General features: G+C 37.5%; 18 protein-coding genes. 12 read left to right on the top strand and 6 right to left on the bottom strand.

The window, feature by feature from the left end:
- The first annotated feature begins 15 nt into the window (after window positions 1-15).
- Together I567_RS02280 and I567_RS02285 are read left to right on the top strand one after the other, a co-directional pair.
- Window positions 16-468 carry a hypothetical protein gene (locus tag I567_RS02280; RefSeq protein ID WP_016250619.1) on the top strand — a complete coding sequence of 151 codons (453 nt, stop codon included), beginning with the start codon at window positions 16-18 and terminating at the stop codon, window positions 466-468.
- Between the two features lie 316 nt (window positions 469-784).
- The gene (locus I567_RS02285; protein ID WP_231940215.1) at window positions 785-1,972 is read left to right on the top strand and encodes a hypothetical protein; all 1,188 of its coding nucleotides are present in this window, start codon (window positions 785-787) and stop codon (window positions 1,970-1,972) included.
- 41 nt (window positions 1,973-2,013) lie between these two features.
- Here the strand turns inward: I567_RS02285 and I567_RS02290 are convergent, their stop codons facing one another.
- From I567_RS02290 to I567_RS02300, 3 genes are all read right to left on the bottom strand, one after another.
- Window positions 2,014-3,867 (bottom strand): fructose-bisphosphatase class III, encoded by a 1,854-nt coding sequence (locus I567_RS02290; protein WP_016250621.1) that lies wholly within the window; start codon window positions 3,865-3,867, stop codon window positions 2,014-2,016.
- A gap of 71 nt (window positions 3,868-3,938) precedes the next feature.
- The gene (locus I567_RS02295) at window positions 3,939-4,739 is read right to left on the bottom strand and encodes a pyruvate, water dikinase regulatory protein (protein WP_016250622.1); all 801 of its coding nucleotides are present in this window, start codon (window positions 4,737-4,739) and stop codon (window positions 3,939-3,941) included.
- Window positions 4,740-4,760: 21 nt separating this feature from the next.
- The gene (locus I567_RS02300) at window positions 4,761-5,390 is read right to left on the bottom strand and encodes a CBS domain-containing protein (protein WP_016250623.1); all 630 of its coding nucleotides are present in this window, start codon (window positions 5,388-5,390) and stop codon (window positions 4,761-4,763) included.
- A 277-nt stretch (window positions 5,391-5,667) separates the two neighbouring features.
- Between I567_RS02300 and I567_RS02305 the strand changes: the two genes are divergently transcribed.
- Complete coding sequence (locus I567_RS02305) at window positions 5,668-6,210, top strand: NADPH-dependent FMN reductase (protein WP_016250624.1); 543 nt, start codon at window positions 5,668-5,670, stop codon at window positions 6,208-6,210.
- A 158-nt stretch (window positions 6,211-6,368) separates the two neighbouring features.
- Window positions 6,369-7,061: a hypothetical protein gene (locus tag I567_RS02310; RefSeq protein ID WP_231940214.1), complete on the top strand. Its 693-nt coding sequence runs from the start codon at window positions 6,369-6,371 to the stop codon at window positions 7,059-7,061.
- A 53-nt stretch (window positions 7,062-7,114) separates the two neighbouring features.
- Here the strand turns inward: I567_RS02310 and I567_RS02315 are convergent, their stop codons facing one another.
- From I567_RS02315 to I567_RS02325, 3 genes are all read right to left on the bottom strand, one after another.
- Window positions 7,115-7,519 (bottom strand): organic hydroperoxide resistance protein, encoded by a 405-nt coding sequence (locus I567_RS02315; protein WP_016250626.1) that lies wholly within the window; start codon window positions 7,517-7,519, stop codon window positions 7,115-7,117.
- Window positions 7,488-7,949 (bottom strand): MarR family winged helix-turn-helix transcriptional regulator, encoded by a 462-nt coding sequence (locus tag I567_RS02320; protein ID WP_016250627.1) that lies wholly within the window; start codon window positions 7,947-7,949, stop codon window positions 7,488-7,490. Before I567_RS02320 ends, I567_RS02315 begins: the two co-directional genes overlap by 32 nt.
- Before the next feature lie 64 nt (window positions 7,950-8,013).
- A complete protein-coding gene (locus I567_RS02325; protein WP_016250628.1) occupies window positions 8,014-8,277 on the bottom strand; it encodes a metal-sensitive transcriptional regulator in 264 nt (87 codons plus the stop codon).
- A 149-nt stretch (window positions 8,278-8,426) separates the two neighbouring features.
- On the opposite strand from I567_RS02325, the gene I567_RS02330 reads away from it, so the two are divergent.
- The 8 genes from I567_RS02330 to I567_RS02365 all read left to right on the top strand — a co-directional run bounded on the left by I567_RS02330 (window position 8,427) and on the right by I567_RS02365 (window position 15,674).
- Window positions 8,427-8,741 (top strand): rhodanese-like domain-containing protein, encoded by a 315-nt coding sequence (locus tag I567_RS02330; protein WP_016250629.1) that lies wholly within the window; start codon window positions 8,427-8,429, stop codon window positions 8,739-8,741.
- Between the two features lies 1 nt (window position 8,742).
- A complete protein-coding gene (locus tag I567_RS02335; RefSeq protein ID WP_016250630.1) occupies window positions 8,743-10,380 on the top strand; it encodes an FAD-dependent oxidoreductase in 1,638 nt (545 codons plus the stop codon).
- 61 nt (window positions 10,381-10,441) lie between these two features.
- Window positions 10,442-10,723: a rhodanese-like domain-containing protein gene (locus I567_RS02340; protein WP_016250631.1), complete on the top strand. Its 282-nt coding sequence runs from the start codon at window positions 10,442-10,444 to the stop codon at window positions 10,721-10,723.
- A 185-nt stretch (window positions 10,724-10,908) separates the two neighbouring features.
- Entirely contained in the window at window positions 10,909-12,063 is a 1,155-nt protein-coding gene (locus tag I567_RS02345) for a cation:proton antiporter (protein WP_016250632.1), read from the top strand.
- A 118-nt stretch (window positions 12,064-12,181) separates the two neighbouring features.
- Window positions 12,182-12,520 carry a PadR family transcriptional regulator gene (locus I567_RS02350; protein WP_016250633.1) on the top strand — a complete coding sequence of 113 codons (339 nt, stop codon included), beginning with the start codon at window positions 12,182-12,184 and terminating at the stop codon, window positions 12,518-12,520.
- Window positions 12,513-13,136 carry a DUF1129 family protein gene (locus tag I567_RS02355; protein ID WP_016250634.1) on the top strand — a complete coding sequence of 208 codons (624 nt, stop codon included), beginning with the start codon at window positions 12,513-12,515 and terminating at the stop codon, window positions 13,134-13,136. Before I567_RS02350 ends, I567_RS02355 begins: the two co-directional genes overlap by 8 nt.
- Before the next feature lie 16 nt (window positions 13,137-13,152).
- On the top strand, window positions 13,153-13,578 hold the full coding sequence (locus I567_RS02360) for a DUF7679 family protein (protein WP_016250635.1): 426 nt from the start codon (window positions 13,153-13,155) through the stop codon (window positions 13,576-13,578).
- Between the two features lie 530 nt (window positions 13,579-14,108).
- Complete coding sequence (locus I567_RS02365) at window positions 14,109-15,674, top strand: MFS transporter (RefSeq protein WP_016250636.1); 1,566 nt, start codon at window positions 14,109-14,111, stop codon at window positions 15,672-15,674.
- Window positions 15,675-15,687: the final 13 nt, after the last annotated feature.

Raw genomic sequence — 15,687 nt, forward strand, 5'->3', positions numbered from 1 at the left:
TAGGAGAGATGATATATGTTTGAAATGTGGATTATTATTATCGCTTTAATAAGTTGGTGTATGCTTCATTTGAATAATCAACGTTCAATCATTATCTATGCACCGTTCAATGTGGTAAAAATATTATTGGCAGTAGTTGTCAGTGTTGCTTTACTTGTTTTTTTCTGGAACACAGATATAAATAACGATATTAGGATTACACTAATTGCTAGTTTGTTAGTTGTAATTTCAATGTTAAAAGAAGGAATCAGTCAGAATAAAGTAGTAAAGTTAGGTTTACTCTCCGAAAGCCTACAAAACATTGAATCAATTGAAATTGAAGAAGAAACAGACTATTGTCGGGTGCAATTTAATAAAAGTGCTAAAAATAGTTATGTATTAAATTTGAATTGCTCAAAATCTGAACTTTTACATTTCCTATCAAGTTCTTCGTTTCGAGGTAATATCATTCAAAAAATAAATCGGTGATAGAATAACGCCCCCCTTGCAGCTAGCTTCGTGCATATAGCCGGCTGCAGGGGTGTTTTTTTATACTTCTAATAACTGATTAATGGTTTCAGCGGTCTTTTTGAGGTTTTCTTCTAATTGTGCGAGGCCTTTGTGTAGTTGGACCAGAACATCCAATAGCCGTAATTAATTGACCAATTTGATACAGCCCAGTTGCTATAATGACTAGTCTTTTTCAAATTTAAGCAGGGATTTGCGCAGCTTGTGTTTGAAAACGTTTTAAATAAATTGTATAATAAAATACAAGGAAAAGATATTGATGAAAGAAGGTAGGGTCATGGCTCGTTCAAATCAATCATGGGATGAATTTTTCCAAGATGCCTTTATTAAATGGGCACACTCGCTTTTGAATAACGAAAAAGCCAAAATGATTGCCTTTTGGTCTGAATATAGTGAACTCGAAAAAGTATTGCTACAGCTAAAAGATAACATGAATTTATTATATGAACATTTTCCACAGTACTATGAAAAAGTTTATGGCAAAACAGTCAAGGATCCCGTCAGAAAAACATTCAAACAGATGCAAGAAATTTGTTCAAAAGCAGCAGGCCTCAATCCTTTAAAAAATCCGACTGTTGATCAATCCATTAAAAGAATGGTGAAGGCTGGGCAGGATAGTCTGTATAAAATATATATTCCTTTGATTTTTGAACATTCAATATTTGATGATGCTGATCCGCTGTACTTTGTATGGTTGGATTCCTTGCTTGAAGCGCAGCAAATTCCGTTCCAATTCGTGCTAGATGAATATTTTGGGATGTATCGAATGGATGATTTTAGAGATGATTTGATTGCACAAGGAAAGTTACAGCAACTGGAAAAAGAAGCGCATGGACCGATTTTTTATCATCCCGACTTTGATGAGCTATTTCGCGATAATAAAATCAATTACTATTTAAAAAGTATGGCATCAAATGTGGTACATGATATGGATGTTGACGATATGGAAAATGTTTTATCCAAAGCACCTCAGATTCACTATCCTGATGTGGTGGCCAGTATCCTGAATCATTTGAATGAAGAAGTGTTATATATACCACCGGAATTTAACGTGGACATCCCCTTAGCTATTGAGCGCTTAGTCAGTTATATGAGTAGATATTTAGCAAAACAAGCTAGAGAACATCAGCTGCTTTTGGATTATAAAAAAATGATTCGTGAATACGCTGAGTTAGATCAGTGTATTGCATTTTCGCGTTATATCCAAACTAAGGATGATTTTACTCATTTCTTTCAAGAATTCTATCATGCGATTGGTGGCGTGATATCCGTTGCGATTGAAGAAGGTGGTCTAAGAAATCGTTTTGTTAAAGATAATCAGCCGGAATCATCTGAAGACTATGAAATTTTACTGACAACGTTATGTGAAATGCTCACGACAGAATTATTCAGTCAGGTGATTTTGGATTTGATTCACGAAGATTTGCTGAAAGTCGAATGTGTTTTTGAAGATGATGACGAATGAAAAATACCGCTCCTAGATAGATTTTCTAGGTGCGGTGTTTTTTACTGTAATTGTGATTGTAATTTCCGCTTCTTCGTCTGAATTTCTTGGCCAATCGTGGTGTCTTTGATCAGTGTGCGCTTGGCTACTTTGTCTACCACACGTTTGATAGCGGTCATATCCGTTTGTTGGTTAAACAGATAATCCGTGCTGATAAATGGCTGATGTGTCACAATTTGAAAACCATAGGAGTTATTTAATAGCGAATAACCTGCGATTCCGGTTTGCTTTTGATAAGCCTTGGATAATCCACCATCAATCACAAATAAATGGCCGTCCCCTCTAATTGGAGATTCGCCTTTAGTTGTTTTAACAGGCGTATGTCCATTAATAATTCTGGAAAACTCGGGATTTAAACCAAATGCTTCCAAAATAAGCTGACAAACTTTTGCAGAATCGCGATATTGATAATAGGCATTTTTGCGTTCGAGATGCGTCTTTTTATCCTTAATGAAGTAACGTTCGAAAGTGGTCATTTTATGTTTGCCAAAAAGTGGTGAGAACGGTCCGCACCAAGCATACCAACTCAAATCTGTCGCAAAATCTTCATGGGTGTCAAAATTTCGGAAACTTTCCTTTAAGTTTTTTTCAAAAAAGTCTAGCAATGCCGCACCTTGATAGCTATCATTACCCACAGTAAAATTGATGAGTTCGCCTGATTGCGCCAGCGGAATACAGCCGTGATAGAGTAGATGCTGATTATAAATCAAATACATGCTGCCGTGCTTCATCAAAAATTCCATATGTTTCTTCATTTTTAAGGAGTGTTGGAAAGAATACATCAAGCTCTCTAGTACTGCTTGCTCGGCCTCAGTTAATTGCAAAGGTTGCTTAGGATTGACTGTTTGAAAGCAGGGATTTTCTATTTTGTAAGTCTGTCCGTCGATGTCTATCGTGTTATTTTCATAATCAATTTTAGATAACACATCATACATATCCATTTTAAGTTCTGGTCTGCGGTGAACAATTTGGCCTTCTAGTTTAAACTGCATGATACTCAACGCTTGATGGACTTGTTCTAAAATGAGTTGATCAGCATCTAGCTTTCCTTTGGGGGTAAAAACAGGATTGGCGTGATAAGTCTTTTCCGCAAATAAAAAGAGAGGTCGCAAATTGATGCCATAAGCTTTTTCGATATCATAAAGGTATTGATAACGCGTCGCAATCCTTAATAAATGGCAAAGACAAGCCGCATTACCCGCATAAGCCCCCATCCATAACAAATCATGATTTCCCCATTGAATATCCACAGAAGGTAAGTGACAAATCCGCTCCATAACCAAATCTGCCTCTTTCCCTCGGTCAAAAATATCTCCTACAATATGAATGTGGTCGATGATTAAATTTTGGATAACAGGAGCCACTTTTAATATAAAAGGAATGGCCTCGTCTAATTCAATTAAATAATGAATCATATTCTTAAAATAATCTGCTTGATCACTGTATTGTAAATCGGTATAGATAAATTCTTCTAAGATATAGGCGTATTCTTCAGGGAATTTTTTACGCACTTTGGAACGCGTATACTTCGTTGAGACAAAACCAAGCAAAGTGATGAGCTGACGGATGACGCGCTCTTGGTAGTCTTTGTTATAAAATGGATAGTGTCGGGGATATTGGATAGCTTCTTCGGGATAGGCGATGAGTAGTGTGAGTTGGTTAATCTCGCTTTCATTGAGTTGGTCTTTAAAGCATTCGGTAATTTTTAGTTTGAGATTTCCCGCACAACTTCTTAATATATAGTCAAAAGCGGCGAATTCACCGTGAATATCACTTAAGTATAATTCGGTGCCTTTAGGTAAGTTTAAGATGGCTTCTAAGTTGATTAGCTCAGTTAAGATAGCTTGGTTTTTCATAACGTTCCTCCAATAATAAAATCACAGTCTGCAGAGGTGAAAGGCAAACTGTGATTTTATTTTTTTATCAATTATAGTTGATCCATAATCGTAAAGGCGGTTTCCTCAATCGATTTTTCAGTGACATCAAGGACTGGAATACCAAGCTTTTCGAATAATTCATTGGCATACTTGATTTCCGCTTTAATTCGGTCAATATCACAGTAGTTGGCATCTTGATTTAAGCCCAGTGCTTGTAGGCGATTTTGACGGATTTTAACCAAAGCTTCGGGTGCACAAGTTAAGCCAAACATTTTTTCTTTTGGCAGTGTATGAATCATTTCAGGGACAGGCACTTCAGGAATTAATGGAAGGTTGGCTGCTTTGATGGCTTTGTTGGCCAAATACATCGATAAAGGCGTTTTGCTTGTTCTAGAAATTCCTAAAAGCACGACATCTGCATCGATAAATCCATGTGGGTCTTTGCCGTCATCGTATTTCACTGCAAATTCGATGGCACTGATACGGTTAAAGTAGTTGCTATTTAATGTGTGGACAGTTCCTGGTTTTTGGATAGGATCGATGCCCGTTTTTGCATGGATGGCTTCAAAAAATGGGTGCATCAAATCAATGTAAGGAATGCTCGTTCTTTGTGCGAAATGACGAGCAGCTTGGGCTAATTCTGCATTTACTAAAGTGCTGACCACAATCGCTTTATCATGAACAGCATCTCTTAAGATAGATAGCAGATGTTCTTCACTGTTCACAAATGGAAAACGATAATTATTCGCAACTTCAAGGTCTGGATATTGTGCTAATACGGCAGAAATCAGCTTTTGTGAGGTTTCTCCGATTGAATCTGAAATAGTGTAGATGGTTACTTTTTTAGTCATGTGCTTTGTTCCTCTTTTCCTTTATCGATTCAGTTCTGTCGCTTTGGCTTGTTCGACAATATAAGCTAAAATACGACTTTTTGTTATTTTACCAATAATTTTACGACTGTTTTCTTGGTCCACAACGGCCAGTGCTTCAGTGTCGTGTTGAATCATGAGTTGAGCGACTTCTAAAATATTCATTTCAGGCGTCACAGTAACTACATTAGCTAGTCGCGTCATGCAGACAGCAACCGGCGTTTGGTCATTGCTTGTGGTGAGCGATCCACGCAATAGGTCTTTTTGATTTAATGTGCCAATCAGTAGTTTTTGTTCATCGACAACAAAAATTGCGCGCACATTATACATAAATAGATTGGTAATCGCCTCACGAATGGGTGTGCTCTGTTCAATCAATAAAGGCGGAACCATCAATTCAGAAATCGCAGTATGAAAAGTTTCATCAAATAAAAATGGTTCAATTTGACTGCCAGCGTAGGTATAACCAATTTTTGGAGCCGCTTGCAAAATACCGGCCAAAGTTAAAAACGAGAGGTCGCTGCGCAAAGTAGCTCGGGAAATGCCTAGTTCTTCAGCAATTTTTTCGCCGCTTAAAGGTTGTTGGGCCTTCACGATGTCTAGGATTTGCTGTTGACGAGGACTCAGTTCCATAAGATCCCTTCTTCCATATATGTGTCATATTGATTATATTATAGCACATATAAAACAAAATACAAGCATAATATTAAATGAACGTGCGGCATATTTAGATGTGAAAAAAATATATACGTCATAATACATATTAGAATAAACATAAATCGATAGTGGGTGATAAATTTTTTCTATATCTCAGACTTTTACAACATTTGTCGAGTTTTGTTGTTTGCATTTCTAAATTTTTTTGGCTAAACTAAGAACGTAATCAAGAAATGAAAGGAATTAACAACTTATGAAAAACATTTTATTTATCGTTGGTTCATTACGTGAAGGTTCATTTAACCATCAATTAGCCGCTAAAGCAGAACAAGCATTAGCAGGTAAAGCAAACGTTACATATTTAGACTATAAAGAAGTACCTGTGTTCAACCAAGACTTAGAAACACCTGTGCTACCATCTGTTGCCAAAGTTCGTGAAGCAATCCAAGCAGCTGATGCAATCTGGATTTTCTCACCAATTTACAACTTTGCCATCCCTGGATCAGTTAAAAACTTATTAGACTGGGCAAGCCGTGCATTAGATTTATCTGATCCAACTGGCCCTTCAGCATTACAAGACAAAGTGGTTACTGTTTCTTCAGTAGCAAACGGCGGACATGATCAATTATTCGCTGCCTACCAAGCATTATTACCATTCATCCGTACACAAGTGGTTGGTGATTTCACTGGCACACGCGTAAACGACGAAGCTTGGGGAACTGGTGAATTAGTCTTAACTGACGAAGCACAAGCAAGCTTAGAAAAACAAGCAGAACAATTATTAGCTGCTTTATAATTTCAAGATTTTTAGACAGGCATCCTTTTTCACTAGAGGGTGCTTGTTTTTTTGCGTTTTAGGAAAAGAGTTTGACAATTGAAAGTGAGGAGCCGCAACTTTTTTATGAAACATTTGGTATCGTTACGTTAAAGGGTTGTGCGAATAGAGGGTTTAAGGTGTATGATCAAAATGAACAGTATGAAGGTCGCTTTACTTTATTTGAACGTTTTGTAGACATAAAGACTGATTTGCGAATGATTGAATGTCTTTGTGAAAGAAGAGTAATTAAGCGTTATTATATTCATTATGACTTGATGGGTATCATGCATTTTATGTCACGTTTTCAAAAGGCACAAGTGGACCCAGATAAATATGTATTTATGATTTCTCCAATCTCTGAGCCATATCGGGTACAAGATTTTATGTCTCATTGGTATACACCTGTAGAGCGAGATAAATTTGTCGAATGGCTAGATAATGATGCATATGATTTTGAAGTGGATTATGATGAAGTTTGCGCCCGCCGCTTTTTGAAGAAGATGGTAGAAGCTACAGATGAACAATCGCAAGCAAATGATTACGTACTAAAAGCCTATTATGTAGAAAAAGAAAATACGCTTAGTGCTGATTTGTATTATCAGGGTAAACTAGCTACGGATGAAGATTTTCAGAGATTATACGAAAATCCGGCTTTGGTGAATCATGTCATCATAGAATATCAAGATGTCCAAACTGCTGAAAGAGTAGAAATTGCAACAAATGGACAGTATGTTGTATTTTCGCTCGTACGTAGGTTGTTACTTGCTTGTATAACAAAGATAAAATTTAGCTTTAGATTTTTAGACCACGAGTTAAATTTCTATAGATAAAAAACCCACCCAACTAGGCTTAGATGCTTAGCTGGGTGGGATTTGGTTTATCATTAAATAATTTCGAATTGTACATCGATATTGTTGCGAGTTGCTTTTGAGTAAGGACATACTTGATGAGCCGCTGCGACTAATTCTTCTGCTTTTTCTTTTGTTGCCCCTTCAAGATGAACTTCTAAAGTCACGGCTACGCTGAATCCTTCTACCTCATCAGACATTAAGGATACACGCGCACTCACTTCGCTTGGGTAAGTTTCGCCGGCGTTTTCCATTACTAAGCCTAATGCACCGTTGAAGCAAGCACTGTATGCTGCTGCGAATAATTGTTCTGGGTTGGTTGCATTTTCGACACGTTTACCTGGAGCTGTTGTTTTAAAGGCAAAAGAGCGATCTGGTGAAAAGACTTCTCCTTCGCGTCCACCGATACTAGTTACTTTTGTTTCGTAAATTTTCTTCATGATTGAGCCCTCCTAAGGTTTGAGTAAGTGTTTGTAGTTGTTGCATCAAAGAAAAATAATACGTTTCATCCGACGTCAAATCACTTAAACAATGCCCGACCGTTTGCAGCAAGTCCTCTTTCACCTCCTTGGCTTTTGGCGTTAGAGAAATCAATACGCGACGTTCATCATGAAAATCTCGTGTGCGCATCACATATTCTCTTGCTTCTAGGCGTTTGATTAAAGGGGTCAGCGTCCCACTATCCAAAGACAAAATCTCACCCAATTCTGAAACGCTTAAATGGTCTTTTTCATACAAAGCTAATAGCGTTAAGTATTGCGGATAGGTTAATTCAAAGGGCGCTAAAATCTTACTATATAGGCGATTGAATTCTTTTTGTGCTTGATATAAAGCAAAACACAGTTGATCTTTGACAATTGGTTGGATCATATTCTTTTCCTTTCACATTTACATTGTACACAATTTAATTTCACAAAGCGAATTATTTGCTCAACTATTTTTTCATGATGAGTTGGATGGCTTGGTTGATTTTTGCTTCTCTTTCTTCAGGGTTTTCGCATTCTTCTTCTAAACATTTACGAAAATTCTCAGCCACTAAAAGTCCCATCACACGGTCAATACTAGAACGTGCGGCACTAAGTTGAGTAACGATATCGATACATTCTTTTTCTTCTTCAATCATCTTCAACACACCACGAATTTGGCCTTCAGCTCTTTTTAGGCGATGGGTTAGTTTGGTTTTATCGGATACAGGCATGGTTTCACCTCATTTCAATCTATATACCATACTAGGTACTATACTGAAAAAGTAAAAAATTGTCCAGTCTCATTCAAAATGATTGACAAAAGGTTGGTTATCGATTATAAATACCCTATGAGGTATAAAAAGAAAGGAGCAAAAAAGCTATGTTTCATTGGTTTGTCCAAGTACCAAATGTTTCTACAAGTGAATTAAAAAGTCAGTTAAATCAAGATATTGTCCTATTAGATGTGCGTACACCGTCTGAATACCGCAGTGGGCATATCAGAGGCGCCAAAAATGTACCGCTCAATCGCATCTCACAATATGAGGCAAAAGGCAAGCAACCGCATTATATCATTTGCCAATCGGGGATGCGCAGTAAGCAAGCAGCAAAAATATTAGCGAAAAAAGGGCTTCAAGTTTTTAATGTCAAAGGCGGCATGAATGCTTGGACAGATCGCGTGATAGGGGGAAAATAACGTGAAAAAAGTCATTATTGTCGGTGGAGTCGCAGGGGGTATGTCTTGTGCTACTCGGTTAAGAAGGTTAATGGAAGAAGCAGAAATCACTGTTTTTGAAAAGGGGCCGTATGTCTCTTTTGCTAATTGTGGCTTACCCTACCATGTATCTGGAGAAATCGAAAATCGCGAGCAACTTTTAGTACAAACTGCGGATAATTTAAAGAAACGTTTTGCCATCGATGTCCGGCCCAATCATGAAGTCTTAGTCATTGATCGTAAGGCTAAGACCGTTACAGTAAAAAATCAGGAGCAAGTATTTACCCAAGATTATGATGTGTTGGTATTGTCGCCAGGTGCTAAGCCGGTGGTGCCGAACTTTCCAGGTTTAGCTGAGGCACAAAATGTATTTACTGTCCGTAGCGTGCCAGATATTGATCGGATTATGGCGCATTTGCAACAACAAGCCATCCAACATGTGACCGTGGTAGGGGCGGGTTTTATCGGTTTGGAAATGGTTGAAAATCTTGCCAAACGCCAATTACAAGTGACATTAATTGAGAAAGCTCCTCAAGTATTACCTGCTTTAGATCCGGAAATGTCAACTTTTGTAGAAGAAGAATTAGTTAAAAATGGCGTGAATGTACTGACCAATCAAGGTGTAGCTGGTTTTAGCGAAAAGGGTCGAGAAGTCGTGTTAGAAGATGGTCAAGTGTTGGCTAGCGATTTGACGATTTTAGCGATTGGCGTCCAACCAGAGTCACGTTTGGCAAAAGAGGCCGGCTTGACGCTAGGGCTGCGCGAAGCTATCGTGGTCGATGAAAATTACCGCACCTCAGATCCCGATATTTACGCGATTGGCGATGCGATTTTAGTCACACAACACACTTCTAAGGAACAAACCTTGATTTCACTAGCTTCTCCTGCGAATCGTCAAGGGCGGCAAGTGGCGGATATCATTGCTGGGCTTCCACGGAAAAATAAAGGCAGTCTAGGTACCGCAATTGTTCGTACGTTTACGATGACAGCGGCCTTTACCGGATTAAATGAGCGTACCTTAAAACGTCTAGGAAAAAACTATCAAGTCGTGCATACGTTAGGCAAACATCATGCCAGCTATTATCCGGCCGCAACCGATATCTTATTGAAATTACTATTTGATCCTAAGACAGGTGAAATCTTTGGAGCCCAAGCAGTTGGAGAAAATGGAGTTGATAAGCGAATCGATGTTTTAGCCACAGCGATTAAAGCAGGACTGACGGTAGAAGATTTACCAGAACTCGAATTGACCTATGCACCGCCATTTGGTTCAGCAAAAGATCCAGTGAATATGATTGGTTATGCTGCTTTGAATCTAATGGAAGGTTTGAGCGAAAATGTGCAGTGGTATGATTTGGCAAATGAGCTAAAAAATGGAGCGAAAATATTAGATGTGCGCAATCCTGCTGAACTAGCAAATGGTAAGTTTACCAATGCGTTATCTATCCCGTTAGATGAATTGCGCGCACGATTGGTTGAACTAGATAAAAATCAGGCGTATATTGTAAGTTGTCATAGTGGTCAACGCAGTTATTTGGCTGAGCGTATCTTGAAACAACACGGCTTTAAGGTCAAAAACTTGGATGGCGCTTATTATTTGTATTCACATGTCAACAAATAGTCACTATCTAAAGACTGCTATTCACCAAAAAATTCACATAGAACTAAAGGAGATAAAATAGATGTACGAAACCATTGATATTCACAAATTTAAAGAACTATTAGGCAAAGAAAGAATAAATTTAATTGATGTGCGTGAAGAAGACGAGTTTATGTTTGGTCACCTGCCACAAGCGGAAAACATGCCTTTGAGTCGTTTCTTAGATTTTGTAGAAGAACTATACGAAGGCGAAACTTATTATGTGATCTGTCATTCTGGTGCACGTTCTGCTAATGCCTGTGCGTTTTTGGCCAGCCAAGGCTATCACGTGGTCAATGTTGAAGGCGGTATGGCAGCGTTATAAAATATCATAATCGAATCCTATAAACAACACTTCAATGAGATTATTCACAAATAAAAGTGCGACTATTCAGAGCATTTTTCTATTCTTTTGCACAAAACTTCGGTATAATTAAGATAAGAAAATTTGTTGTTTGAGTCGACAATTTGCGGCTCAATTTGGCTTAATTTCGGAGGATGTGTAAACAAATGGAATTTATTGGTATTTTATGTTTGATTTTAGTGACGACTTCGCTGGCAGCACACATTTGTCGTCGGATAGGTGTTCCTGGAGTGGTTGGGCAATTATTGGTTGGCCTAATTGTGGGAGCAGGTGGACTGAATCTCATTCATTCATCAGAGTTGATTCATATCTTTTCTGAAATCGGGGTTATTTTGTTAATGTTCTTAGCCGGTTTGGAAAGTGATATTGAGCTTTTGAAGAAATATTTTAAACCAGGAATGCTAGTAGCTGTCTTCGGGGTGATTTTCCCCTTGTTACTAGGAGCGGGGGGCGGATTTATCTTCAAATCAACAGCAACAGAGGCCTTTTTCTTTGGGGTTGTGCTCGCGGCGACTTCGGTGAGTATTTCAGTTGAAGTATTAAAAGAACTTCACGCGGTAAATACTAAAGAAGGTTCCACAATTTTAGGGGCTTCGGTGGTAGACGATATTTTAATTGTTTTGGTGTTGAGTATTAGTTTGACTTTCCTTGGGGCGAATCAAGGAAATGGCGGTTCTTTAGGATTAACTTTATTAAAAGAACTCATCTACTTTGGCTTGATTTTCCTTTTGGTTCGTTGGATCGCGCCATACTTAATGAAATTATCAGAAAGAATTTACACCACCGCTTCAGTCATCATCATGTCGTTGATTATTTGCTTGGGCATGTCCTATGTGGCTGATTTGGTTGGTTTAAGTTCAGTGATTGGGGCATTCTTTGCAGGGATTGCAGTTGGCCAAACAAAGGTAAAAGAAAAAGTATTTCTTAATGTTGAAGCGATTGGCTATGCGATTTTTATCCCAGTATTCTTTGTCAATATTGGCTTAGAGGTAGAACTAGCAAGTATTATCAAGCAATTCCCGTTTATTACATTATTTGTCCTAATTGCGGTCATTTCTAAATTATTTGGTGGCTATCTTGGTTCAAAAATGGCCGGATTTTCCAATAATAGTGCTTGGATGGTCGGAGCAGGGATGATTTCACGTGGAGAGATTGCGCTGATTGTCTTACAAATCGGTCAAACAGGCGGCTTAATTCCTGAAAAATATTTCGCGCCAATGGTCATTACGATTTTAATCAGTACCTTGGTGTCGCCATTGATTTTGAAATTCTTTGCGAAAAAAGTCTTAAAACATGCATGAACATTTGCACGGTAGTCTATAGATTTAGGCTGCCGTGTTTATTTTTTTGCTATTATGTTTTACAAGGTAGCCAAAGTGTAGTATGATTAGCTTGTAATGCAAGATAGTGGGTGAGAAAATGACAGGAAAAATTGATTCGCAGCTATTAAAAGGTGTGCTAACTGGCTGTATTTTGCAATTATTAACGCAAGAAGAACTCTATGGCTATACTTTGAGTGAGCGTTTGGCGGACAATGGCTTCAGTGAGATTTCCAATGGAACGATTTATCCCTTATTACTTTCGATGGAGAAAAAAGGTTGGATCACAGGACAAATGCGTGAATCAGAATCTGGTCCCAAACGCAAATATTATTCGGTCACGCCAGACGGACAAGCAGAGTTACTTCATTTCAAAAACCAGTGGCAGTTACTCAAGCAAAATGTCAATCAAGTGATGAGAGGTGCAGAAGATGAGTAATCTAATCAAAGAAAATGCAAACTTACAAAAACAACTCCAAGGTGCCAATAAGCAATACTATGAGGATTTGCTAGTATATGTGCGTCTGAATAGTATAGGCAAAAATGAACGTCAGACGGAAGAAATGTTGCTTGGTATTTTGCAAGATATTTTAGAAGCGCAACAAAATGGGGTGTCCGCTCAAGATTATTTCGGAAAAGATCCCCAACCGATTGCCGATGAATTGCTCAAACAGCTTCCAAATGATGCAAAACAAATGGTTAAAATCAGTCTATTAGCGGTACTGACCTATTTTGCGGTAGTATTTATCGGAAGTTATTTTGTATCCCTTTTTCAACCAGGTACGCCACAGCTAATAGATGTTGGCGAGTACGTGATTTGTAGTATATGTGCCGGTATTTCGGCCTTTGTCATTCTGTGGTTAATGGGAAAAAACTATGGTCAGAAAAATAGTTGGAAAATGTTATTTACAATAGGTGGGATATTTGTTATCAACTGTCTTTTGTTTATTTTCATTCGTACGCCTTGGGTTATTCCACTTTCTCGTTGGATGGCAACTTTACTCGCAATGATTTTAGCGGCAAGTGTTTATCTTCTGGGTAGGGAGAAAAATTAACATTTCGGAGGTGACCATGGCAAAAAAGAAACGTAAAAAATTTTGTGTACGTGTCCGCTGCTTGAATGGGAGAAGTTATCAGTTTCCTCTACCGAATGATTTGCAAAAGGCGATGTGGCAATATAAGGTTGAAAATCCTACTAATTGGTTTGATTTATTATCACAAGCATTGATTAATATTCCGACAAAAGAATATTGCGAAAACTACCAGCCGCCAATGACCGTCGCTTTAGTGGAAAAAATATTTATCACTGCAAATTATGAACATGTCGCCACTCGTGGACAATTTGTGACTAAGGATAATTGGCAAAGAAATGATTTGTCCCGTCATTGGAATAATATTCGCTTTTTACAACATGATTATCCGCTGATGACGAAATTGCGCATTTTCTTGGCCTATCTGATATGGATGACAAAGTTGCATATATGCCGAATAAAATAGAATAACAAATAAAACCAGTACGTAGATTTTATTTTCTACGTGCTGGTTTTTGACTCTTTATTTAACGTCCACCTTTGGGATACAGGCAGTGGGTCGCCTCCTTTAACTTCTAAATAAATTTTATCATCAAAGCTATTTGAGGTCAAAAAGAAATCATTGTGTAGTGAGATGATTGGAATTCGTCGAGTTATTCAAATAACTTATATTGATTGCGGTGAAAAAGATTTAAAGGAATAAAAAAATATCACAAAAAACTTATTATTGGGATAAAGAGTTTATAATCAATCATTCATATGTCTAAGTTAAAAAATTATCACTTATTAACCGCTGATGAAATCCGTGATTGAAATGCGGAATTGACGAAGACTATAGTTGTCTTTTTATAAACATCAGATGAATAATTAATTGAAAATACTTATTTCCGTCATTTTAGGATTTTTTTAAAGAAAATGTTTACAAAATCACCTATAAATGGTATGATGATTTCGGAAGCGGTTACAGACTTTCTTACTATTTAGGAGGAACATACTGTGAACGAAAAAAGTGAAAAAGCGATTGTTAATGAACATGTCACCTACAATAGAGCGAAGTTATGGCAAATTATTTTGTTTGCTTTTAATAATTCGTCTACCAATATTTATTTAGTAGCCTTTAGTTTTATTACGTACTTTTCAACTGGTATCTTAGGGTTAGCAGCTATCTTTGTCAGCCAATTAATGGGTTATATCCGTATTTTTGATGGTTTTATTGACCCGGCTATTGGGATATTAATCGATAAGACAGATACAAAATTCGGAAAATATCGTCCTATCTTGGTGTTAGGGAATGTCATCACTGCGCTATCATTTGTTTTCTTATTTAATATTCATCATTTTGGTAAAGGGATGACGATGCCATTATTTGTTATTGCCCTAATTATCCATAAGATTGGGTATTCTTTACAACAAACCATTACAAAAGCCGGACAAGCTGCCTTAACAAACGATCCTGAACAACGTCCATTGTTTAATATTTTTGATGGTATCATGAGTGCAATTATATTTTCAGGTAGTCAAATTGTCATTTCAGGCTATTTAGTTCCTAAACACCAAGGATTTACGGAGGGGTTCTTCAAAGAATTAATCACTTTGGTAATTAGTATTTCAGCAGTTTTAGCTATTTTAGCCATTATTGGAATTTGGCAAAAGGATAATAAGAAATATTTTGGTTTAGGAGAAGAAAAGACGCAAAAAACGACGATGAAAGATTACTGGAAAGTACTAAAAGGGAATCGTCCATTGCAAGTATTGTCTTTATCAGCAGCCTTTGTTAAGTTTAATTCTACCATTTTGGGCGATTCTGTTGTTACCGTAATGTTATTTGGTATTTTGTTCGGTAACTATGCTTTATCTGGTGCAATTGCCGCTTTGATGGTTATTCCTAACATATTAGTAACGACTTTTAGTGCAAGTTATGCTCGTAAGAAAGGATTGCGTAGTGCTTATATTCTTTCATTACAAGTGGGTACGATTGCGATGATTGCGATGGGGGGCTTACTCTACTTTGGCCAACCAGGTAGTGTGAATTTGAAATCAATGAGTTTATATGCGGTGCTATTTTTAGTTTTATACGCAATTGGTCGTTACTTCAGTACTACACCATCTAGCTTAGTATTAACAATGGGGGCTGATATTTCTGACTATGAAACCTCTGTATCTGGTCGGTATATTTCAGGGATGATTGGGACGATTTTCTCTTTAACAGACTCTGTGGCATCTTCATTTGTACCAATGGTTGTCGGATGGGTCTTAGCAGGAATTGGATTTGCCCATGAATACCCTACTGTTAAAACACCTCTATCTGGGGATTTAAAATTTGCGACAATTCTATTATTTGCGATTATCCCAGTCGTTTTGTCCTTACTCGCTTTATTCTTAATGCGCTTTTATAAATTAGACCGAGAAACAATGGTCCAAATTCAAGAAAAAATTCATGTGATGAAAGCTGCAAAAGACGTAGAACGTGTACGAGATATCGCAAAGAACGTTCCTCTTTCTGATATGAATTATGTAGATATTTCTAAGTATCCAGTGCAAGAAGAAAACGAAGATAAATAATAATTTAGTATGA

It is taken from the genome of Enterococcus cecorum DSM 20682 = ATCC 43198, from assembly GCF_000407565.1.
Lineage (GTDB): Bacteria > Bacillota > Bacilli > Lactobacillales > Enterococcaceae > Enterococcus_E > Enterococcus_E cecorum.